The sequence below is a fragment of the Streptomyces sp. NPDC056600 genome (assembly GCF_042792855.1).
In the GTDB taxonomy this organism is placed as follows: Bacteria; Actinomycetota; Actinomycetes; order Streptomycetales; family Streptomycetaceae; genus Streptomyces.
Window position 1 is genome coordinate 33,576 of record NZ_JBHTVQ010000014.1, and the last position, 17,256, is coordinate 50,831.

At 73.3% G+C, this 17,256-nt stretch carries 14 protein-coding genes; 7 read left to right on the plus strand and 7 right to left on the minus strand.

Annotated features, from left to right (window positions below):
- The first annotated feature begins 3 nt into the window (after window positions 1-3).
- The 4 genes from efeB (at window position 4) to ACFRAV_RS10010 (ending at window position 4,871) form a co-directional block, all read left to right on the plus strand.
- Window positions 4-1,341: an iron uptake transporter deferrochelatase/peroxidase subunit gene (gene efeB, locus ACFRAV_RS09995; RefSeq protein WP_382553316.1), complete on the plus strand. Its 1,338-nt coding sequence runs from the start codon at window positions 4-6 to the stop codon at window positions 1,339-1,341.
- Window positions 1,342-1,403: 62 nt separating this feature from the next.
- Window positions 1,404-2,360 (plus strand): prephenate dehydratase, encoded by a 957-nt coding sequence (gene pheA / locus ACFRAV_RS10000; RefSeq protein ID WP_382553318.1) that lies wholly within the window; start codon window positions 1,404-1,406, stop codon window positions 2,358-2,360.
- Between the two features lie 418 nt (window positions 2,361-2,778).
- Window positions 2,779-4,059 (plus strand): serine--tRNA ligase, encoded by a 1,281-nt coding sequence (gene serS / locus ACFRAV_RS10005; RefSeq protein ID WP_382553321.1) that lies wholly within the window; start codon window positions 2,779-2,781, stop codon window positions 4,057-4,059.
- Window positions 4,056-4,871 carry an HAD family hydrolase gene (locus ACFRAV_RS10010; RefSeq protein ID WP_382553322.1) on the plus strand — a complete coding sequence of 272 codons (816 nt, stop codon included), beginning with the start codon at window positions 4,056-4,058 and terminating at the stop codon, window positions 4,869-4,871. Before serS ends, ACFRAV_RS10010 begins: the two co-directional genes overlap by 4 nt.
- Window positions 4,872-5,200: 329 nt before the next feature.
- Here the strand turns inward: ACFRAV_RS10010 and ACFRAV_RS10015 are convergent, their stop codons facing one another.
- The 5 genes from ACFRAV_RS10015 to ACFRAV_RS10035 all read right to left on the minus strand — a co-directional run bounded on the left by ACFRAV_RS10015 (window position 5,201) and on the right by ACFRAV_RS10035 (window position 9,086).
- Window positions 5,201-5,425: a hypothetical protein gene (locus tag ACFRAV_RS10015; protein WP_382553324.1), complete on the minus strand. Its 225-nt coding sequence runs from the start codon at window positions 5,423-5,425 to the stop codon at window positions 5,201-5,203.
- 123 nt (window positions 5,426-5,548) lie between these two features.
- Window positions 5,549-6,286: an ABC transporter permease subunit gene (locus ACFRAV_RS10020; RefSeq protein WP_382553326.1), complete on the minus strand. Its 738-nt coding sequence runs from the start codon at window positions 6,284-6,286 to the stop codon at window positions 5,549-5,551.
- 28 nt (window positions 6,287-6,314) lie between these two features.
- On the minus strand, window positions 6,315-7,226 hold the full coding sequence (locus ACFRAV_RS10025) for an ABC transporter ATP-binding protein (RefSeq protein ID WP_382553328.1): 912 nt from the start codon (window positions 7,224-7,226) through the stop codon (window positions 6,315-6,317).
- Window positions 7,223-8,164, minus strand: a complete 942-nt coding sequence (locus tag ACFRAV_RS10030) for an ABC transporter permease (protein WP_382553330.1) — start codon at window positions 8,162-8,164, stop codon at window positions 7,223-7,225. The genes ACFRAV_RS10025 and ACFRAV_RS10030 overlap by 4 nt, the downstream gene beginning before the upstream one ends.
- Window positions 8,151-9,086, minus strand: coding sequence for an ABC transporter ATP-binding protein (locus ACFRAV_RS10035; protein ID WP_382553445.1), 936 nt, complete (start codon window positions 9,084-9,086; stop codon window positions 8,151-8,153). Before ACFRAV_RS10035 ends, ACFRAV_RS10030 begins: the two co-directional genes overlap by 14 nt.
- Before the next feature lie 243 nt (window positions 9,087-9,329).
- Between ACFRAV_RS10035 and ACFRAV_RS10040 the strand changes: the two genes are divergently transcribed.
- The 3 genes from ACFRAV_RS10040 to ACFRAV_RS10050 all read left to right on the plus strand — a co-directional run bounded on the left by ACFRAV_RS10040 (window position 9,330) and on the right by ACFRAV_RS10050 (window position 11,866).
- Window positions 9,330-9,902, plus strand: a complete 573-nt coding sequence (locus ACFRAV_RS10040) for an RNA 2'-phosphotransferase (protein WP_382553332.1) — start codon at window positions 9,330-9,332, stop codon at window positions 9,900-9,902.
- A gap of 52 nt (window positions 9,903-9,954) precedes the next feature.
- On the plus strand, window positions 9,955-10,857 hold the full coding sequence (locus ACFRAV_RS10045) for an LLM class flavin-dependent oxidoreductase (RefSeq protein WP_382553335.1): 903 nt from the start codon (window positions 9,955-9,957) through the stop codon (window positions 10,855-10,857).
- A gap of 118 nt (window positions 10,858-10,975) precedes the next feature.
- Window positions 10,976-11,866: a Cof-type HAD-IIB family hydrolase gene (locus ACFRAV_RS10050; protein WP_382553337.1), complete on the plus strand. Its 891-nt coding sequence runs from the start codon at window positions 10,976-10,978 to the stop codon at window positions 11,864-11,866.
- Window positions 11,867-12,051: 185 nt separating this feature from the next.
- Here the strand turns inward: ACFRAV_RS10050 and ACFRAV_RS10055 are convergent, their stop codons facing one another.
- Window positions 12,052-13,119 carry a M23 family metallopeptidase gene (locus ACFRAV_RS10055; protein WP_382553340.1) on the minus strand — a complete coding sequence of 356 codons (1,068 nt, stop codon included), beginning with the start codon at window positions 13,117-13,119 and terminating at the stop codon, window positions 12,052-12,054.
- 422 nt (window positions 13,120-13,541) lie between these two features.
- Window positions 13,542-17,252 (minus strand): thiol reductant ABC exporter subunit CydD, encoded by a 3,711-nt coding sequence (gene cydD / locus ACFRAV_RS10060; RefSeq protein ID WP_382553343.1) that lies wholly within the window; start codon window positions 17,250-17,252, stop codon window positions 13,542-13,544.
- Window positions 17,253-17,256 lie beyond the last annotated feature (4 nt).

The window sequence follows — 17,256 nt, forward strand, 5'->3', positions numbered from 1 at the left end:
CAGATGCACGACCCTCGCTCCGACCACCGTTCCGACCTGCTGCCCGGCCCGCGGTCCGGGCCTTCCACCGACGGCACGGACCCCGGTGCCGGCACCGCCGAGCAGCCTCCCGGCGCACTCTCGCGCCGGCGGCTGCTCGGCACCGCCGGCGCCACCGGCCTCGTGCTGGGTGCCGGTGGCGTGGCCGCCGGCTACACGGCCGGGCGCGCGACGGCTCCGGAGACCCCCGACGTCGCTCCCCTGACCGCCCTCGGTACGAACCGGGCGAAGTTTCACGTGAAACATCAGCCGGGCATCCTCCAGCCCGCGCAGGCGCACGGTCACCTGATCGCCTTCGACCTCGCCCCGGGCGCGGGCCGTCGCGAGGCCGCCGCACTCCTGCGCCGCTGGTCCGAGGTGGCCGAACAGCTGATGGCCGGACGGCCCGCGCCGCACGAGGACACCGCGGTGGCCCGGGACGCGGGGCCCTCGGGCCTGACCGTGACCTTCGGTTTCGGCCACAGCTTCTTCGGCCGGACCGGTCTGGACAAGCAGCGCCCGACCGCCTTGGACCCGCTGCCCGCGTTCTCGAGCGACCGTCTGGACAAGGCCCGCAGCAATGGGGACCTGTGGGTCCAGGTCGGCTCGGACGACGGCCCGGTGGCGTTCCACGCACTGCGGGCCCTGCAGAAGGAGGCCGGCGAGGCAGCCCGCGTCCGGTGGCACATGAGCGGCTTCAACCGGTCGCCCGGCGCCACCGCGCGCCCCGCGACCGCGCGCAATCTGATGGGCCAGGTGGACGGCACCAACAACCCGAAGCCGGCCGACGCCGACTTCGACCAGCGGGTCTTCGTCCCCGCCCAGGGCGAGCCCGCATGGATGGCACACGGTTCCTACGCCGTGGTGCGCCGCATCCGCATGCTGCTGGACGACTGGGAGCGGCTCCCCCAGCGTGACCAGGAGGCGGTGATCGGCCGCCGCAAGGCGGACGGCGCCCCGCTCAGCGGAGGCGACGAGACCACGGAGATGGACCTGGAGAAGCAGGACGCCTCCGGCGGCCTGGTCGTGCCGTTGAACGCCCACGCCCGGATCACCCGTCCCGACCAGAACGGCGGGGCCGCGATGCTGCGCAGGCCGTTCTCCTTCCACGACGGCTTCGCCGAGGACGGCGCGCCCGACGCCGGCCTGCTCTTCATCAGCTGGCAGGCCGACCCCCTGCGCGGCTTCGTACCGGTGCAGCGCAAGCTGGACCGCGGTGACGCGCTGTCCGCCTTCATCCGTCACGAGGCCAGCGGGCTCTTCGCGGTGCCGGGTGGGGCGGCCGCGGGGGAGTACGTGGGGCAGGCGTTGCTGGAGGGCTGACGGCGGGGTCCGCAATCCGGACCGGCCCTGGCGCGGCCCGCGCGAGGACTACTGTGGGTCGCATGCCCGCGACGTACGCCTATCTCGGCCCCGAAGGCACCTTCACCGAAGTCGCCCTGCGCACCCTGCCCGAGACCGCCACCCGGGAGCTGCTCCCGATGCTCTCGGTGCCGGCCGCGCTGGACGCCGTACGCGCCGGGGAGGCCGAGGCGGCGTTCGTGCCGATCGAGAACTCCGTCGAGGGCGGGATCACCACCACCCTGGACGAGCTCGTCTCGGGCGAGCCGCTGATGATCTACCGCGAGGTGCTCCTCTCGATCACCTTCGCGCTGCTGGTCCGGCCGGGCACCCGGCTGGAGGACGTCAAGACGGTGACCGCCCATCCCGCCGCGCAGGCACAGGTCAGGAACTGGATGAAGGCGCACCTCCCGGACGCGCTCTGGGAGTCCGCCGCCTCCAACGCCGACGGCGCCCGGCTGGTGCAGGAAGGCCGGTACGACGCCGCCTTCGCCGGTGAGTTCGCCGCGGCCCGGTACGGCCTGGTCCCGCTGGAGACGAACATCCACGACGCGGACAACGCCCAGACCCGTTTCATCCTGGTCGGCCGCCCCGCGCGGCCGGCCGCCCCCACCGGTGCGGACAAGACCTCGGTGGTGATCTGGCAACGTGACGACCACCCGGGCGGGCTGCGCGATCTGCTGGGCGAGTTCGCCGTACGGGGCGTCAACCTGATGCTGCTGCAGTCCCGCCCCACCGGTGAGGGAATCGGCAACTACTGCTTCGCCGTCGACGCGGAGGGCCATATCTCGGAGCGACGGGTCGCGGAAAGCCTGATGGGGCTCAAGCGGTCCTGCCTCAAGGTGCGCTACCTGGGTTCCTATCCGCGCGCCGACGTCACCGACGTCACCGACGTCACCGCCGACGCTCTGCGGAGGCCGCTGTCCGGCACCACCGACGCGGAGTTCGTCGCGGCGGCGGAGTGGGTGGCCCGGTGCCAGGACGGCCGTTTCCCGGACTGACGGGAGTTATCCACAGGCCTTGTCCACAGGCGGGCCGGGCGGCTGGTGCGTGAGTTGGGGACAAGTCGATGTCAATACGGGTTGCCGTCGACAAATCGCTCTTCCCGGATCTTCCGGGGGAAGTTACGGGCAACCTTCCCTCATTCACCCTTTTCCGTGGAATCTCTCATCGACCTCCCCTCTTTTCACTCGAAAGTGGCGACATTGCTCCCTCCGAGGCCCCATTCGTAGGGGATCAGGCCCTCCCGGCCCTCATTCGGAGCGCTCACCTCCGTTGTCCACAGATTGAGCGGAAACCCTGTGGATAACCCTTGTCCAAGGCTGTGCATTTCTGTGGACAACCTGACGCTCCGCCGCCGTCCGGACACCGGTGAATACTGGGTCGTGACCGCCGCGCGGGCACCGGTAGCCTGGTCCCGTGATTGACCTTCGCCTGCTCCGTGAGGACCCTGACCGTGTGCGCGCCTCGCAGCGCGCCCGTGGAGAGGACGTCGCGCTCGTCGACGCCCTGCTCTCCGCCGACGAGCGGCGCAGGTCGTCCGGCGTCCGCTTCGACGAACTGCGCAACGAGCAGAAGTCGCTCGGCAAGCTCATCGGCAAGGCGTCCGGCGAGGAGAAGGCCGAACTCCTGAAGCGCGCCGGCACGCTCGCCGCCGACGTGAAGGCCGCCGACGCCCAGCGCGACGAGGCCGCCGAGGAGACCCAGCGGCTCCTGCTCCAGCTGGGCAACCTGGTGCACCCCGAGGTCCCGGTCGGCGGCGAGGAGGACTTCGTCACCCGCGAGACCCACGGCTCGATCCGCGACTTCGCGGCCGAGGGCTTCGAGCCCCGTGACCACCTGGAGCTCGGCCGGCTGCTGGGCGCCATCGACGTGGAGCGCGGCGCCAAGGTCTCCGGCTCGCGGTTCTACTTCCTCACCGGCGTCGGCGCCCTGCTGGAGCTGGCCCTGGTCAACGCCGCGATGGCCCAGGCCACCGCGGCCGGCTTCACCCCGATGCTGACCCCGGCGCTGGTGCGCCCGCAGTCGATGGCCGGCACCGGCTACCTGAGCCAGGGCTCCGGCCAGGACGTCTACCACCTGGCGGAGGACGACCTGTACCTGGTCGGCACCTCCGAGGTGGCGCTCGCGGCGTACCACATGGACGAGATCCTGGACGCCGACCGTCTCCCGCTGCGCTACGCCGGATTCTCGCCCTGCTTCCGCCGCGAGGCCGGTTCGCACGGCAAGGACACCCGCGGCATCTTCCGCGTCCACCAGTTCGACAAGGTGGAGATGTTCTCCTACGTCGCCCCGGAGGACTCGCAGGCCGAGCACCAGCGCCTGCTGGAGTGGGAGAAGCAGTGGCTGACCTCGCTCGAGCTGCCGTTCCGGGTGATCGACGTGGCCACCGGTGACCTCGGCTCCTCCGCCGCCCGCAAGTTCGACTGCGAGGCGTGGATCCCGACCCAGGGCAAGTACCGCGAGCTGACCTCGACCTCGGACTGCACCGAGTTCCAGGCCCGCCGCCTGCAGATCCGTCTGCGTGACGGGCAGGGCACCCGCCCGCTGGCCACGCTCAACGGCACGCTCTGCGCGGTGCCGCGCACCATCGTCGCCATCCTGGAGAACCACCAGCAGGCGGACGGCTCGGTGCGCGTCCCCGAGGTCCTGCGCCCCTACCTCGGAGGCCGTGAGGTCTTCGAGCCGGTGGCCAAGTGACGCCTCCCCCGTCGTCCTTCCCCTACCGGCTGATCGCGACCGACCTCGACGGGACACTGCTGCGCTCCGACGACACCATCTCGGGGCGCACCCGTGACGCGCTCGCCGCGGCCACCGCGGCGGGCGCGGCCCACATCGTGGTCACCGGGCGCGGCGTGCCGTGGACCCGTGACGTGCTCGACGACCTCGGGTACCGGGGCATCGCCGTGTGCAGCCAAGGCGGTCAGGTCTACGACGCGGGTGCGGGGCGGCTGCTGACGTCGGTCACGCTGGACCGCAGGATCGCCGAGCTGGCCCTCGCCAAGATCGAGGCGGAGACGGGGCCGCTGTTCGTCGCGGCCGCCCGGGACGGGCTCGACGGGAACGTCCTGGTCTCCCCCGGTTACCGGTCGGTGGGCCACCTGCCGGCCGAGCCGCTCACCGATCCCGCGGACCTGTGGGCGGCGCCGCTGAGCAAGCTCTACATCCAGCACCCGACCATGGGCGACGACGAGCTCACCGAGGCGGCCCAGCGGATCGCCGGCGGGTTCGTCACCGTGGTGATGGCCGGCGCGGGCATCGTGGAACTGCTGCCGCTGGGGCTGAGCAAGGCGACCGGGCTGTCGCTGGCCGCCCGTCGGCTGGGCGTGAAGGCCGCCGAGACCATCGCGTTCGGCGACATGCCCAACGACATACCGATGTTCCGGTGGGCGTCCTGGGGCGTGGCCATGGCCGACGCCCACGACGAGGTCAAGGCCGTCGCGGACGAGGTCACCACGTCCAACGACGCGGACGGCATCGCCGTCGTCCTGGAACGGCTCCTCGTTCCCTGACCCGTGCTGCCCGCGCGGCTCTCGCGCCGCGCGGGGCGCCGTCGGAAGGGGTGGAGGGGTGGTCCCGGGTGGGGCGGCCCGCGCGGGGCTGTGTTCCCGCGCGCTCGAAGCGGCCGCCCCCGGGCGGCTCCCAGCAGCACGTACGCGGTGGGGTAACGAATCCCACCGGCGCCGGCGCGGGCCTGCCCAGCCGGGGGCCGGGGCCTTTCCTCCCCGTCCCCGCTCCCGGACCACGTCACGCCGGACATGTCCGGCGTGACACCCCACTGTGCCTCCGCGCGGGCCCGCTCCGCCACCGAATTAGCGGACGGGCGGCCGCCCGGGGCGCGTCACTTACGCCGCCACCTGCGGCGGCGCGCCTTGCTCCAGAACCAGCCCGCCGGGGGCTGGTCCGTCCGCCACGGCTCCGGCTCAGGCGGCTCACGCCGCCACCGCGCCGCCAGCATCCTCGCCCGGCCCGACGGCTCCTGGACCGTCGCGCCGCGCACGAAGTCCTCGTCCAGGACGACCTCGTCCCAGTCCTCCGGACCCGCCGTCCCGTCAGGCTTCGCCATCTCCCCGTACCTCCCGGATCCCCTCACGCCCAGTGTGCCGGGGCGGAAGGGGATCCGGAATCACGTTCGAGGAGATCGACGCCGGACGCACCCCGTCAGGAAGGTGCGCGAGGGCGCGCGGTCTCACTCCTCCGTCGCGGGGGTCAGGGTGCGCAGGCGGCGGGCCCCGTACCAGGCGGCCAGCACGGTGAGCACGACCAGCAGCACCGCGCCGGTGACCGTGCCGACCTCCGAGGTGACCAGCTTCCCCTCGGCCAGGTCGCCGCCGACCGCCAGCGCCCACTGCTGGACGCTCAGGGACCGGGCCCCCGGCACGAAGGAGCCGAGCAGCGCCTCCCAGACCAGGGCGTAGACCAGGCCGACGACCACCGCGTGACGCGTGATCGTGCCGAGCATCAGGAAGAGCGACGCGTAGGCCACCGAGGCGACCATCGCGGCGACCGTGTAGGCGACGGCGACCCCGTCCGCCGTTCCCGCCAGGATCAGCGCGGAGACCAGGGTGGGGACGGCCGAGAAGACCATCGTCACCCCGATCGCCACGACCAGCTTGGTGAGCAGCACGGTCCGCCGCTTCACCGGCTTGCTGAGCAGGTACATCACCGAACCGTCGTCGATCTCGGGACCGATCGCCCCGGTGCCGGCGATCACGCCGACGATCGGCACCATGGCGGCCAGCGCGAAGCCGCCGAGCACGTTGACCGCGCTCTGCGGGTCGGCGCCCGCCATGAGCCGCACCACGACGGAGATCACCACGAGCAGCAGCGGCAGGCTGCCCAGGACGAGGGCGCGGCGCCGGCCGAGCAGGGCCCGGTAGGTGAGCCGGGCCACCGTAGGATGAAAGGCTGTGGACGCTGAGGACATCGTGAGGGCCTCCTGGGCCGCTGTGTCGCTAGGCCGCGACAAGGTACGAGAAGACGGACTCGAGGGACTCGTCCGACGGCGACACCGTGTAGAGCCGGATGCCGTGGTCGCGGGCCACCTGGGGCAGCAGCGCGGTGAACCGGCCGAAGTCGGCCGCCTGGATCCGCAGCGCGTCCTCCGCCGTGTCCACCTCGATGCCGGACGTCGACGGGTCGCCGATCAGCGCCGCGGCCAGGGCCCGGTCGTCGCTGGAGCGCACCAGGTACCGGTGCGGGCGGTCGGTCATCAGACGGCGGATGGAGCGGAAGTCACCGCTGGCCGCGTGGCGTCCGGCGACGATCACCTCGATGTGCGAGGCGACCTGCTCGACCTCCTCCAGGATGTGGGAGGAGAACAGCACGGTGCGGCCCTCGGCCCCCATCCGGCGCAGCACCTCCATCAGCTGCATCCGCTGGCGCGGGTCCATGCCGTTGAACGGCTCGTCGAGCAGCAGCACCGAGGGCCCGTGCACCAGCGCGGACGCCATCTTCACGCGCTGCCGCATGCCCTTGGAGTAGGTGCCGATCCGGCGGTCCTGGGCGTACTCCATCTCCACCAGGGCCAGGGCGCTCCGCGCCTCGGCGTCCCCCAGACCGTGCAGCTCCGCGTTGGCCACGACGAACTCACGGCCGGTCAGGAAGTCGTACATCGCCTCGCGTTCGGGGACGATGCCGATCTCCCGGTAGATGTCCTCGTTGCGCCAGACCGGCCTGCCGTCGAGGGTGACCGTCCCGGCCGAGGGGGAGAGGAACCCCGCCATCATGTTGATGAGCGTGGACTTCCCCGCCCCGTTCGGTCCCAGCAGACCGGTGACGCCCGGGCCGACGTCCATGGTGATGTCGTTGACGGCGACCACGTTGCCGAACCAGCGGGAGACGTGGTCGAGCTTGATGGTGGTCACAGCCCGGCCTTTCGGTAGCGGCGGATCAGAAGGGCGTAGCAGCCGGCGATCAGCGTCGCGACCACCAGCAGGTAGACGACGCCCTGGGCGGCGGACGGCCCGACTTCGCCCGGGAAGGGGCCTTCGGCGCCGAGGAAGGCGTGCTGGAGGCCGTAGATGAGGCTGCTGGGCGAGAAGAGGCCGATCCAGTTCATGGCACCCGAGGCCCCGCTCTCGTCCGCGGCGACCTGCAGCGCCGTGACCGCGGTGAAGGACAGGGTCATCACGGCGATCACCGCGGCCACGCCGAAGCCGCGGCGCGGCGTGAGGGCGGCGACCAGCAGGGCGACGGCGGAGTGCAGCAGGGACAGCACGGCGGCGCCGGCGAGCCCTTGGGCGAAGCCGGTCGTCTGGTCCGTGAAGTCCAGCTTCGCCAGCAGCGCGCCGACGTAGAGGAGCACCAGGGGCAGCGAGGTGAGCACGAAGACCGCCGAGGCCATCGCCGCGTACTTGGCCCGGACGTAGTCGGAGGTCTCGATGGGGCGGGAGAAGTACAGCGGCATGGTCCGGTACCTCAGGTCCAGCGAGACCGCCTGGGGCGCCTGGGCGGCGAGGAACAGGGCGATCACCATGTCGAAGCCGACGGCGTACTCGACGTAGGGGAGGGGCAGCTCCTCGCTGCCGGTGATCATGGTGACCGCCACCATGATCACCGCCGGCAGCGCCATCACGGCGGTGATGATCACCGGCACGATCTTGGACCGTGCGGAGCGGCCCAGTCCGAAGGCGCCGCGCAGGGACTGCGTGAACAGGGAGCGGCGGGCGTAGGAGCGTCCCAGGCGGGGGCCGTCGTAGCCGCGGTAGCCGATGTCGTGGATCCGGCTCTCGGGCGCGGCGCCGTCGCCCGGCCGTGACGGCCTGCCCGGGGATCCGGCCGGCGTGAGGCTATCGGTCGTCATGGCGGAAGACCTCCGAGATGTGGTGCCGGCGCTGTTCCATGCGCACCAGGCCGAGCCCGAGGCCGGCGACGGTGTCGCGGACCAGGTCGTAGGTGGCGTCGCCGTCCGCGGTGAGGAGCAGGATGCGGCCCGCCCCGGGGAGGCCGGCGCCGCCGTCCTCGGTGCGCACCCCCTGTGCGTCGAGGGCCTTGCGGAGGGCCTCGATGCCGTCGGGGTGCTCGTCGCTGTCGGTGACCTCCACCGCGAGGACCGCGGTGGACCGGGTGAAGTCGGTGGTCGAGCTGGCCTGCAGCAGCGAGCCGCCGTCGATCACGACGACGTGGTCGCAGGTGCGTTCCAGTTCCCCCAGCAGGTGGGAGGTGACCAGCACCGATATGCCGAAGTCGGTGTGGATCCGCCGGATCAGACCCAGCATGTCGTCGCGCCCGGCCGGGTCGAGACCGTTGGTGGGCTCGTCGAGCAGCACCAGATCCGGATCGTGGACCAGCGCCTGGGCCAGCTTCACCCGCTGCTTCATGCCGGTGGAGTAGCCGCCGATGGGCCGGTAGCGCTCCTCGTACAGGCCCACGTGACGCAGGGTGTCGGCGGTGCGCTCGCGGGCGGCGGCCGACGGCAGACCCGACATGCGCGCCATGTGGACGACGAACTCGGTGGCCGAGACGTCCGGCGGCAGGCAGTCGTGCTCCGGCATGTAGCCGACCCGGGCGCGAATGGCGGCGCCCTCGGCCCGGACGTCCATGCCCAGCACCTCGGCGCGTCCCTCCGATGCGGGGGAGAGACCCAGCAGGATCTTGATCAAGGTCGATTTGCTGGCGCCGTTGGCGCCGACCAGGCCGGTCACCCCGGAGCCGATGTCCAGGGTGAGCCGGTCGAGGGCGGTCACCCGGGGGAACCGCTTGCTCAGGCTTTCGGTCAGGATCACAGTCACGGCCCTGACGGTAGGGGGCGGGCGGGGGCGCGTCGTCCTCCCGTGGGGCGTGCCCGACTCACCCTCCAGATGTAGGGGACGCGTAAGGGTCCACCCGGGAGCCGAGACGGGGAGCCGTGGCGAGATGGGGCGGCTCCGTCCGTATCGCGGCGAAGTTGTCCACAGGTTGGCCCCCAATCCTGTGGAGAACCGTAATTCGCTGTGGATCAAACGCCCGATGCCTGAGACTTGGGCCACATGAACACCTCTCAGGAAAACGCCGGCACCGACGACCGGCGCATGGTGAAGGTCTCGAAGTACCTCTCCCGGCATCTGCGCCACCAGCCGGACCGGATCGGCATCACCCTCGACCCCGGCGGCTGGGTGGAGATCGACGCCCTGCTGGAAGCGGCCGCGGCCCACGGCTTCCCGATCAGCCGGGCGGAGCTCGACCACGCGGTGGCGGCCAACGACAAGCGGCGCTTCGCCGTCGAGGGCACCCGGATCCGTGCCAGCCAGGGTCACACCGTCGAGGTGGACCTCGGCCTGGAGGCGGCCGTGCCGCCTCCGTTCCTGTACCACGGCACCGTCGCCCGGTCCCTGGACGCGATCCGCGCCGAAGGGCTGCGCCCGATGGCCCGCCATGACGTCCACCTCTCGGTGGACCGGGAGACCGCCACCAAGGTGGGTGCCCGCCGAGGCCGCCCCCTCGTGCTGACGATCGACGCCGGGGCGATGCACCGGGACGGCCATCTCTTCCAGGTGAGTGCCAACGGCGTCTGGCTGACCCGGTCCGTCCCACCGGAGTACCTGCGGCTGCAGCAGGGGTGACGTGCGCAGGTGGGTTGTTTCACGTGAAACGCCCCGGCCGTAGGCTCGCACCATGAGCATGCGCCTGAGCACCGTGATCCTGCCGTACCGCCGCTGGCAGGAAGGCGGACGAGCCTCCTGGGAACTCGCCGAGGAACTCGGTTTCCACACCGCCTACACCTACGACCACTTGTCCTGGCGCACCTTCCGGGACGGCCCGTGGTTCGGCGCCGTTCCCACCCTGACCGCCGCTGCCACCGTCACCTCCCGGGTCCGTCTGGGCACCCTGGTCACCTCGCCCAACTTCCGGCACCCGGTCACTCTGGCCAAGGAGCTGATCTCCCTGGACGACATCTCCGGCGGCCGGATCACCCTGGGCATCGGGGCCGGGGGCACCGGCTTCGACGCCACCGCGCTGGGCCAGGACCCCTGGACTCCACGGGAGCGCGCCGACCGGCTGGCCGAGTTCGTCCCGCTGCTGGACCGGCTGCTCACCCAGGACTCGGTCTCCTACACGGGCGACCACTACTCGGCGCACGAGGCCCGCAACATCCCGGGCTGCGTCCAGCGGCCCCGCCTGCCCTTCGCGGTGGCGGCCACCGGGCCGCGCGGGATGAAGCTGGCCGCGCGTCACGGTCAGTCCTGGGTGACCACGGGCGACCCGACGATCTTCGAGACCGGCACCCCGGAGGACTCGGTGACGGCCATCCGCCGCCAGACCGAGCGGCTGGCGGACACCTGCGCGGCCATCGGCCGGGACGTCCAGGAGCTCGACAAGGTGCTGCTCACCGGCTTCACCCCGGACCGCAACGCTCCTTTGGAGTCCGTGGACGCCTTCGTCGACTTCGCCGGCCGTCACGCCGAGCTGGGCTTCACCGAGCTGGTGATCCACATGCCGATTCCGGACTCGGAGTTCGACGTGGACGAGAAGACCTTCGAGCGCATCGCCACCGAGGCACCGGCGCAATTGAGCTGAACTCCAGCCGTCGGCGGGACCTGCCCCGCCCGGCCTACCCGGCATATGCGGGGGAACCGATCATTCAGGGGTCGATTCTCACTCAAATGTGCGGGCGTCCGCACGCACGTGCTGGCATATGCGCGAGAATGGCGGGGTGACCTCAGCTCTCGAAGCGCCCGCGACCCGGGCCCACGCTGCAGTTCCGCCCCGGCTGATCGCCACGGACCTCGACGGCACGCTGCTGCGGGACGACAAGTCGGTCTCGCCCCGCACGGTGGCCGCCCTGGCGGCCGCCGAGGCGGCGGGCCTCGACGTCTTCTTCGTGACCGGGCGGCCCGCTCGCTGGATGGAGGTCGTCGCCGACCACCTCCAGGGGCACGGGCTCGCCATCTGCGGCAACGGGGCAGCCGTCGTCGACCTGCACGACGGCCCGGGACGCCACCGCTTCGCCAAGGTCCGCGAGGTCGGCCATGCCAACGCCAGGGAGACCGTCCGGCTGCTGCGCGAGGCGGTGCCCGGCACGCTGTTCGCCGTCGAGCAGACCTACGCCTTCCACCAGGAGCGCGCCTACCCGCGCATCTTCGTGGAGGAGCCCGACTCCTACGGCGACGCGGAGGAGCTGCTGGCGCCCGGTGGTGTCGCGGCCTCCCTGCCGGTGCTCAAGCTGCTGGCCTTCCACCACGATCTCGAGCCGGACGCGTTCCTCGCCCTGGCCCGCACCGCGCTCGGTGAGCGGGTCACGGTCACCCGCTCCAGCCCCAGCGCCCTGCTGGAGATCAGCGGCCCCGGCGTCTCCAAGGCCAGCACGCTCGCCCTGTGCTGCGCCGAGCGGGGCATCTCCCCGGCGGAGGTGGTCGCCTTCGGCGACATGCCCAACGACGTCGAGATGCTGACCTGGGCGGGACGGGCCTACGCCATGGGCAACGCCCATCCCGACGCGCTGCGGGCCGCCGGGCGTCAGACCGCGGGGAACAACGAGGACGGGGTCGCGCTGGTCATCGAGGAGATCCTCGCCGACCTGCCGTAGCCGCCGCGGCGGGGTGAGGGCTGGGCCGGCCCGGTGCCGGCACGGTCGGCCCCGGCGTGGCCTGGCCCGGCGTGTGCCCCGCGTGTGCCTGGTCCGGCGTGTGCCCGGCCCGGCGTGTGCCCGGCCCGGCGTGTGCCCGGCCCGGCGCGGGTCCCGCCCTGCGGAGGTCCGTGCCCTGCAGCGCTTCAGCCGAGGGGCACTCCGTGGGAGGCCAGCCAGGGGACGGGGTCGAGCGCGGATCCCGAGCGGGGCGTGACGCGGACCTCGAAGTGCAGGTGCGGGCCGGTGGAGTTGCCGCTGGTCCCCGACTGGGCGATCCACTGGCCGGCCGTCACCCGCTGCCCCTGGTCGACGGTGACCGCGGCCAGGTGCGCGTACTGGGTGAAGTAGCCGCCGGGGTGCTCGACCACCACCTCGATCCCGAAGGGGCCACCGCAGGACACCCTGGCCACCCGGCCCTCGCCCACCGCGCGGACCGGTGTACCGATCGGCACCGCGAAGTCCTGCCCCGTGTGCCGGCTCGCCCACCGGACGCCTCCCTGGCCGAACCCGGCCGACAGCGCGTACTCCTCGACCGGCGTCACCCAGGTCCCCGGCGCAGACGGTTCCGGCTGCTCCAGCCGCACCGCGCCCCGGCACGAACCGGCGGCGACCGAGGCGTCCGCCCGGTTCTGCAGCAGCGTCCGCGCCTCCTCCAGGGTGCTTTCGATCCGCTTCCGCTTTCCGTCCAGTTCGGCCGAGTGCTCCTCCAGCCGCTGCCGCCGTTCCTCCGCCCTCCGGCGTTCCTCGGCCAGTCGCCGCTCGGCGCGACGGCTCCGGTCGATCACGTTCTGGAGGGCGAGGTCCGCACGCCAGACGGCCCGCTGACCGGACATCAGCGCCCGTGCGTCACCCGAGAGCAGGATCTGCGCGGTGACCGGCAGACCACCGCCCGCCCGGTACTGGGCCCTGGCGTACCGGCCGACGTCCGCCCTGATCACCTCGGCCTCCCGGCGCTTGGTGGCCAGCAGCCGGTCCAGCTTCCCGGCCCGGGCACGCTCCTGCTCCAGCCGACGGGCGTCGGCCTCGTACCGGTCGGTGGCCCGGGCCGCCTCCCGGTACAGGCGCGCCACCCGCGTACTGAGGCCGCCGTCGTCCGGTGGACCGGCGGCGGCCCCTCTCCCTTCCTCGGCGGCTGCGTGCGGCACGGCCAGCGCGGCCAGGGTGCACAACAGGACCGGAACCAGCGGGAGCACACGGCGAGGTGAAGGCATGTCAGCGATGCTGGCGGCGCCACCCGCGCCTGGCTCGCCGGAGACGTACGGCCGGGGGAACCCGTACGGCACCCGAGGGAACCTCTGCGGCAGCCGGGCGACACGACCCGCGTGCCGCCCGAACCGGCCCACCTGGCCGGGCCCTCCCCGGCCCGACCTTCTCTGGCCCGGCCTCCCCCACCCGACCGTCCCTGACCCGGCCTCCCCGGCCCGGGCCCCTCCCTGGCCCGGCCTTCTCTGGCCCGGCCCTCCCTGGCCCGGCCTTCTCTGCCCCGGCCTCCCCGACCCGCCCCTGCCGGGCCCGACCTTCTCTGACCCGCCCTCCCTGACCCGGCCTCCCCGGCCCGGCTCGCCGGTCTTGGCTCGGCGGTCGTGGCTCGGCGGTCGCCGGTCCTGGCTCGCCGGTCGCCGAGCCCTCGAGGTCAGCCGGCCGTCGGGGCCGGCCTTCGAGGCACCGGGCCGGCGAGGTCCACGGGTCGGGCGGTGAGGAGTGCCGCCTCCGCCTCGCGTTCCACCATCGTGCGGAACGGCCCCGCGACCGCGGCGAGATCCGCGTACCGCCCCCGCTGCACCACGCGTCCGCCGTCCAGGACCAGCACCTCGTCCACCGCCTCCAGGCCGACGGTGCGGTGCGTGATCAGCACGGTGGACCGTCCCCGGGCGGCGGACACCTCGGTGGCGGACAGCAGGTCCGCGGTGAGGGCGTCGGCGGTCGGCAGGTCCAGGTGCTCGGTGGGCTCGTCCAGCACCAGGACGGGGAAGTCCGCCAGCAGCGCCCGCGCCAGGGCGAGCCGGCGGTGCTGGCCGCCGGAGAGCCGTGCGCCGTGCTCCCCGATCAGGGTGTCCAGGCCCTCGGGGAGGCCGTCCGCCCACTCCAGCAGATCGACCCGGTCCAGCACCCCCCGCAGCTCCGCGTCGGTGGCGCCCTTCCGCGCGATCAGGAGGTTCTCCCGGACGCTGCTGTCGAAGAGGTGGGCGTCCTGGGCGCAGAGCCCCACCAGCCGGCGCACCTGGTCGCCGTCCAGTTCCCGGATGTCGACTCCCGCGAGGGTGCAGGACCCCGCCTCGGGCTCCAGGAACCGCAGCAACACCTGGGCCAGGGTGGTCTTGCCCGCGCCGGACGTTCCCACCACGGCCACCCGGCGTCCCGGCTCCAGCACCAGGTCCACCCCGCTCAACGCCGTCCCACGCTGTCCGGGGTGACGGGCCGACAGGCCGCGCATCACGAGGGGGAACGGCGACACCGGAGCCGGAAGCGGCCGCTCGGGCTCCCGCACCGGATCCGGCGCGTCCAGCACGTCGAAGACCCGCTCCGCGCCGCGCCGCACCCGCTGCCGGTACTGCGCGGCGAGCGGCAGTCCCAGCACTGCCTCGAACGCGGCGAGGGGAGTGAGCACCACCACCGCGGTGAGCAGCCCGTCCAGCCTGCCCGCGCCCACCGCGGAAACCGCTACCAGCGCGGACGCGGCGACGGTGAGGCCGCCGATCAGCGCGACCAGCCCGTCGCCCAGGGCGCTCGCGGACGAGGTGCGTCCGGCGATCCGGGTGAGTACGGCGTCGGCCGCGCGGGCGGCGGCGAGCCGGGCGGGCAGCGCACCGGCCACCGTCGACTCGGCGGTGCCGGTCAGCAGGTCGGTCACCCGGGTGGCCAGCTCCCCGCGGGCCGGCGCCAGCCGTGCCTCCGCCCGCCGGGCCACCGCCGCGGTCAGCAGCGGGACGCCTCCCCCGGCCGCCAGCAGCCCGACGGCCAGGACAGCGCCCGCCTCGGGCAGCAGCCAGGCCGCGAACGCCACGGAGCCCGCCGAGACCGTCAGGGCCGCGCCGACGGGCAGCAACCACCGCAGCCAGTAGTCCTGGAGGGCGTCCACGTCGGTGACCAGGCGGGACAGGAGATCTCCCCGGCGTGCGCCGCGCAGCCCGGCGGGAGCGAGCCGCTCCAGCCGCGCGAAGACCGCGACCCGGGTGTCGGCGAGCATCCGCAGCACGGCGTCGTGCGAGACCAGCCGTTCGGCGTAGCGGAAGACGGCACGGCCCATGCCGAAGGCGCGGGTCGCGGTCACCGCGAGCATCAGGTGCAGCACGGGCGGCATCTCTGAGGCCCGGCAGATCAGCCAGCCGGAGGTCGCCATCAGACCCACCGCGCTGCCCAGCGCGAGACTCCCCAGCAGCAGCGCCGTCCCGAGCCGCCCCCGCCGCGCCCCCGACAGCCCTCGCACCCGCCGCAGCACGCCACGCCCACGGGCACGCGCACCACCGGTCGCAAGCGCGGCCACGGGACGGGCACCGCCCTCGACCGCCGCCCCGCTCACGGAAACGGCCAGGCCACCGGCGCCCGCTCCCACCACCGGCCCGGCGGCAGCGGTCACCGACTTGTCGGCAGCACCGGCCGCCGGGGCGGCGGCGCGGGTCACCGGGGAACCACCAAGCGCGGCGCCGTGGTCGTACCCGGGCAAGCGGCCCGGCCCGCCCGCGATCCCACTCCCCGCCGCGGCCGCCCCGGACGGCGCCGTCAGCCGGATGACGCGGTCCGCCACCGCCAGCAGTGCGGGCCGGTGGACCACCAGCAGGACGGTCCGGCCCACCGCCAGCCGCCGCACCGCCTCGGTGATCTCCGCCTCCGTCGCCCCGTCCAGCGCGGCCGTCGGCTCGTCGAGCAGCAGCACCGGCCGGTCGGCCAGGAAGGCGCGGGCCAGCGCGATCCGCTGCCGCTGTCCGGCCGACAGCCCCGCGCCGTCCTCCCCCAGCAACGTGCCGGTCCCCTCCGGCAGGGCGTCCACGAACTCCAGCGCCCCGGCGTCCGCCAGCGCCCGCCGCACCTCGGCGTCGTCGGCGCCGGGCCGTGCCAGCCGCACGTTCTCCGCCACGCTCCCCGCGAACAGGTGGGGCCGCTGCGGCACCCAGGCGATCCGCGACCGCCAGGCCTGCGGGTCGATCTCCGCGAGGTCCACGCCACCCACGCGCACCCGCCCCCGCGAGGGCCCGGTGAAGCCGAGCAGCACCCGCAGCAGCGTGGACTTGCCCGCGCCGCTGGGCCCCGTGAGGGCGACCACCGCGCCGGGCTCCACGGTGAACGAGACGCCCCGAACAGCGTCCTCCGAGCGGTCCGGGTAGCGCACCGTGACGTCCTCGAAGGTGATCGTCGTGTCCGCCGGCACCGGCCGGTCCCCCGCCGCCGGCAGCGGCGTCTCCAGCGTCGCGAACACCTCCTCCGCGGCGGCCAGCCCCTCCGCCGCCGCGTGGTACTGCGCCCCCACCTGCCGCAGCGGCAGATAGGCCTCGGGGGCGAGGACCAGCACCACCAGCCCGGTGTAGAGGTCCAGTTCCCCGTGAACGAGCCGCATGCCGATGGTGACCGCCACCAGCGCCACCGACAGCGTGGACAGCAACTCCAGCGCGAACGAGGAGAGGAAGGCGATCCGCAGCGTGCGCAGGGTGGCTCGCCGGTACTCCTCGGTGATCCGGCGGATCGACTCCGCCTGGGCCTTCGCCCGCCCGAACACCTTCAGGGTGGGAAGCCCGGCGACCACGTCGAGGAAGTGGCCGGAGAGACGCGACAGCAACCGCCACTGCCGCGCGGTGTGGGCCTCCGTGGCCCACCCGATCAGCGCCATGAACAGCGGGATCAGAGGCAGGGTCGCCACGATGATCGCCGCGGAGACCCAGTCACCCGTGACGATCCGTGCCAGCACCACCACCGGCACCACCACGGCCAGGCCCAGCTGGGGCAGGTACCGGGCGAAGTAGTCGTCCAGGGCGTCCACGCCCCGGGTCGCCAGGTTCACCAGCGACCCGGTGCGCTGCCCGTCCAGCCAGGAGGGACCGAGGGCGGCTGTCCGTGCCAGCAGCCGCCCCCGGAGCTCGGACTTGACCGCCGCGCTCGCCCGGTGGGCGGCGAGTCCGGTCAGCCAGGCGACCAGTCCCCGCCCACAGGCGACGGCGGCCAGGGCCAACAGGGGAGCTCCCAGCTCGCCGGTGGCCAGCCCGCGCTGGAAGACGCCGACCACCACCTCGGCGATCAGCGTCGCCTGGGCGACGACCAGTCCCGCCCCGATCAGGCCCAGGGTCACCACCGCGGCCAGGAAGAAGCGGGTGGCGCGTGCGTGACGCACCAGCCGGGGGTCCACCGGTTTCACGTGA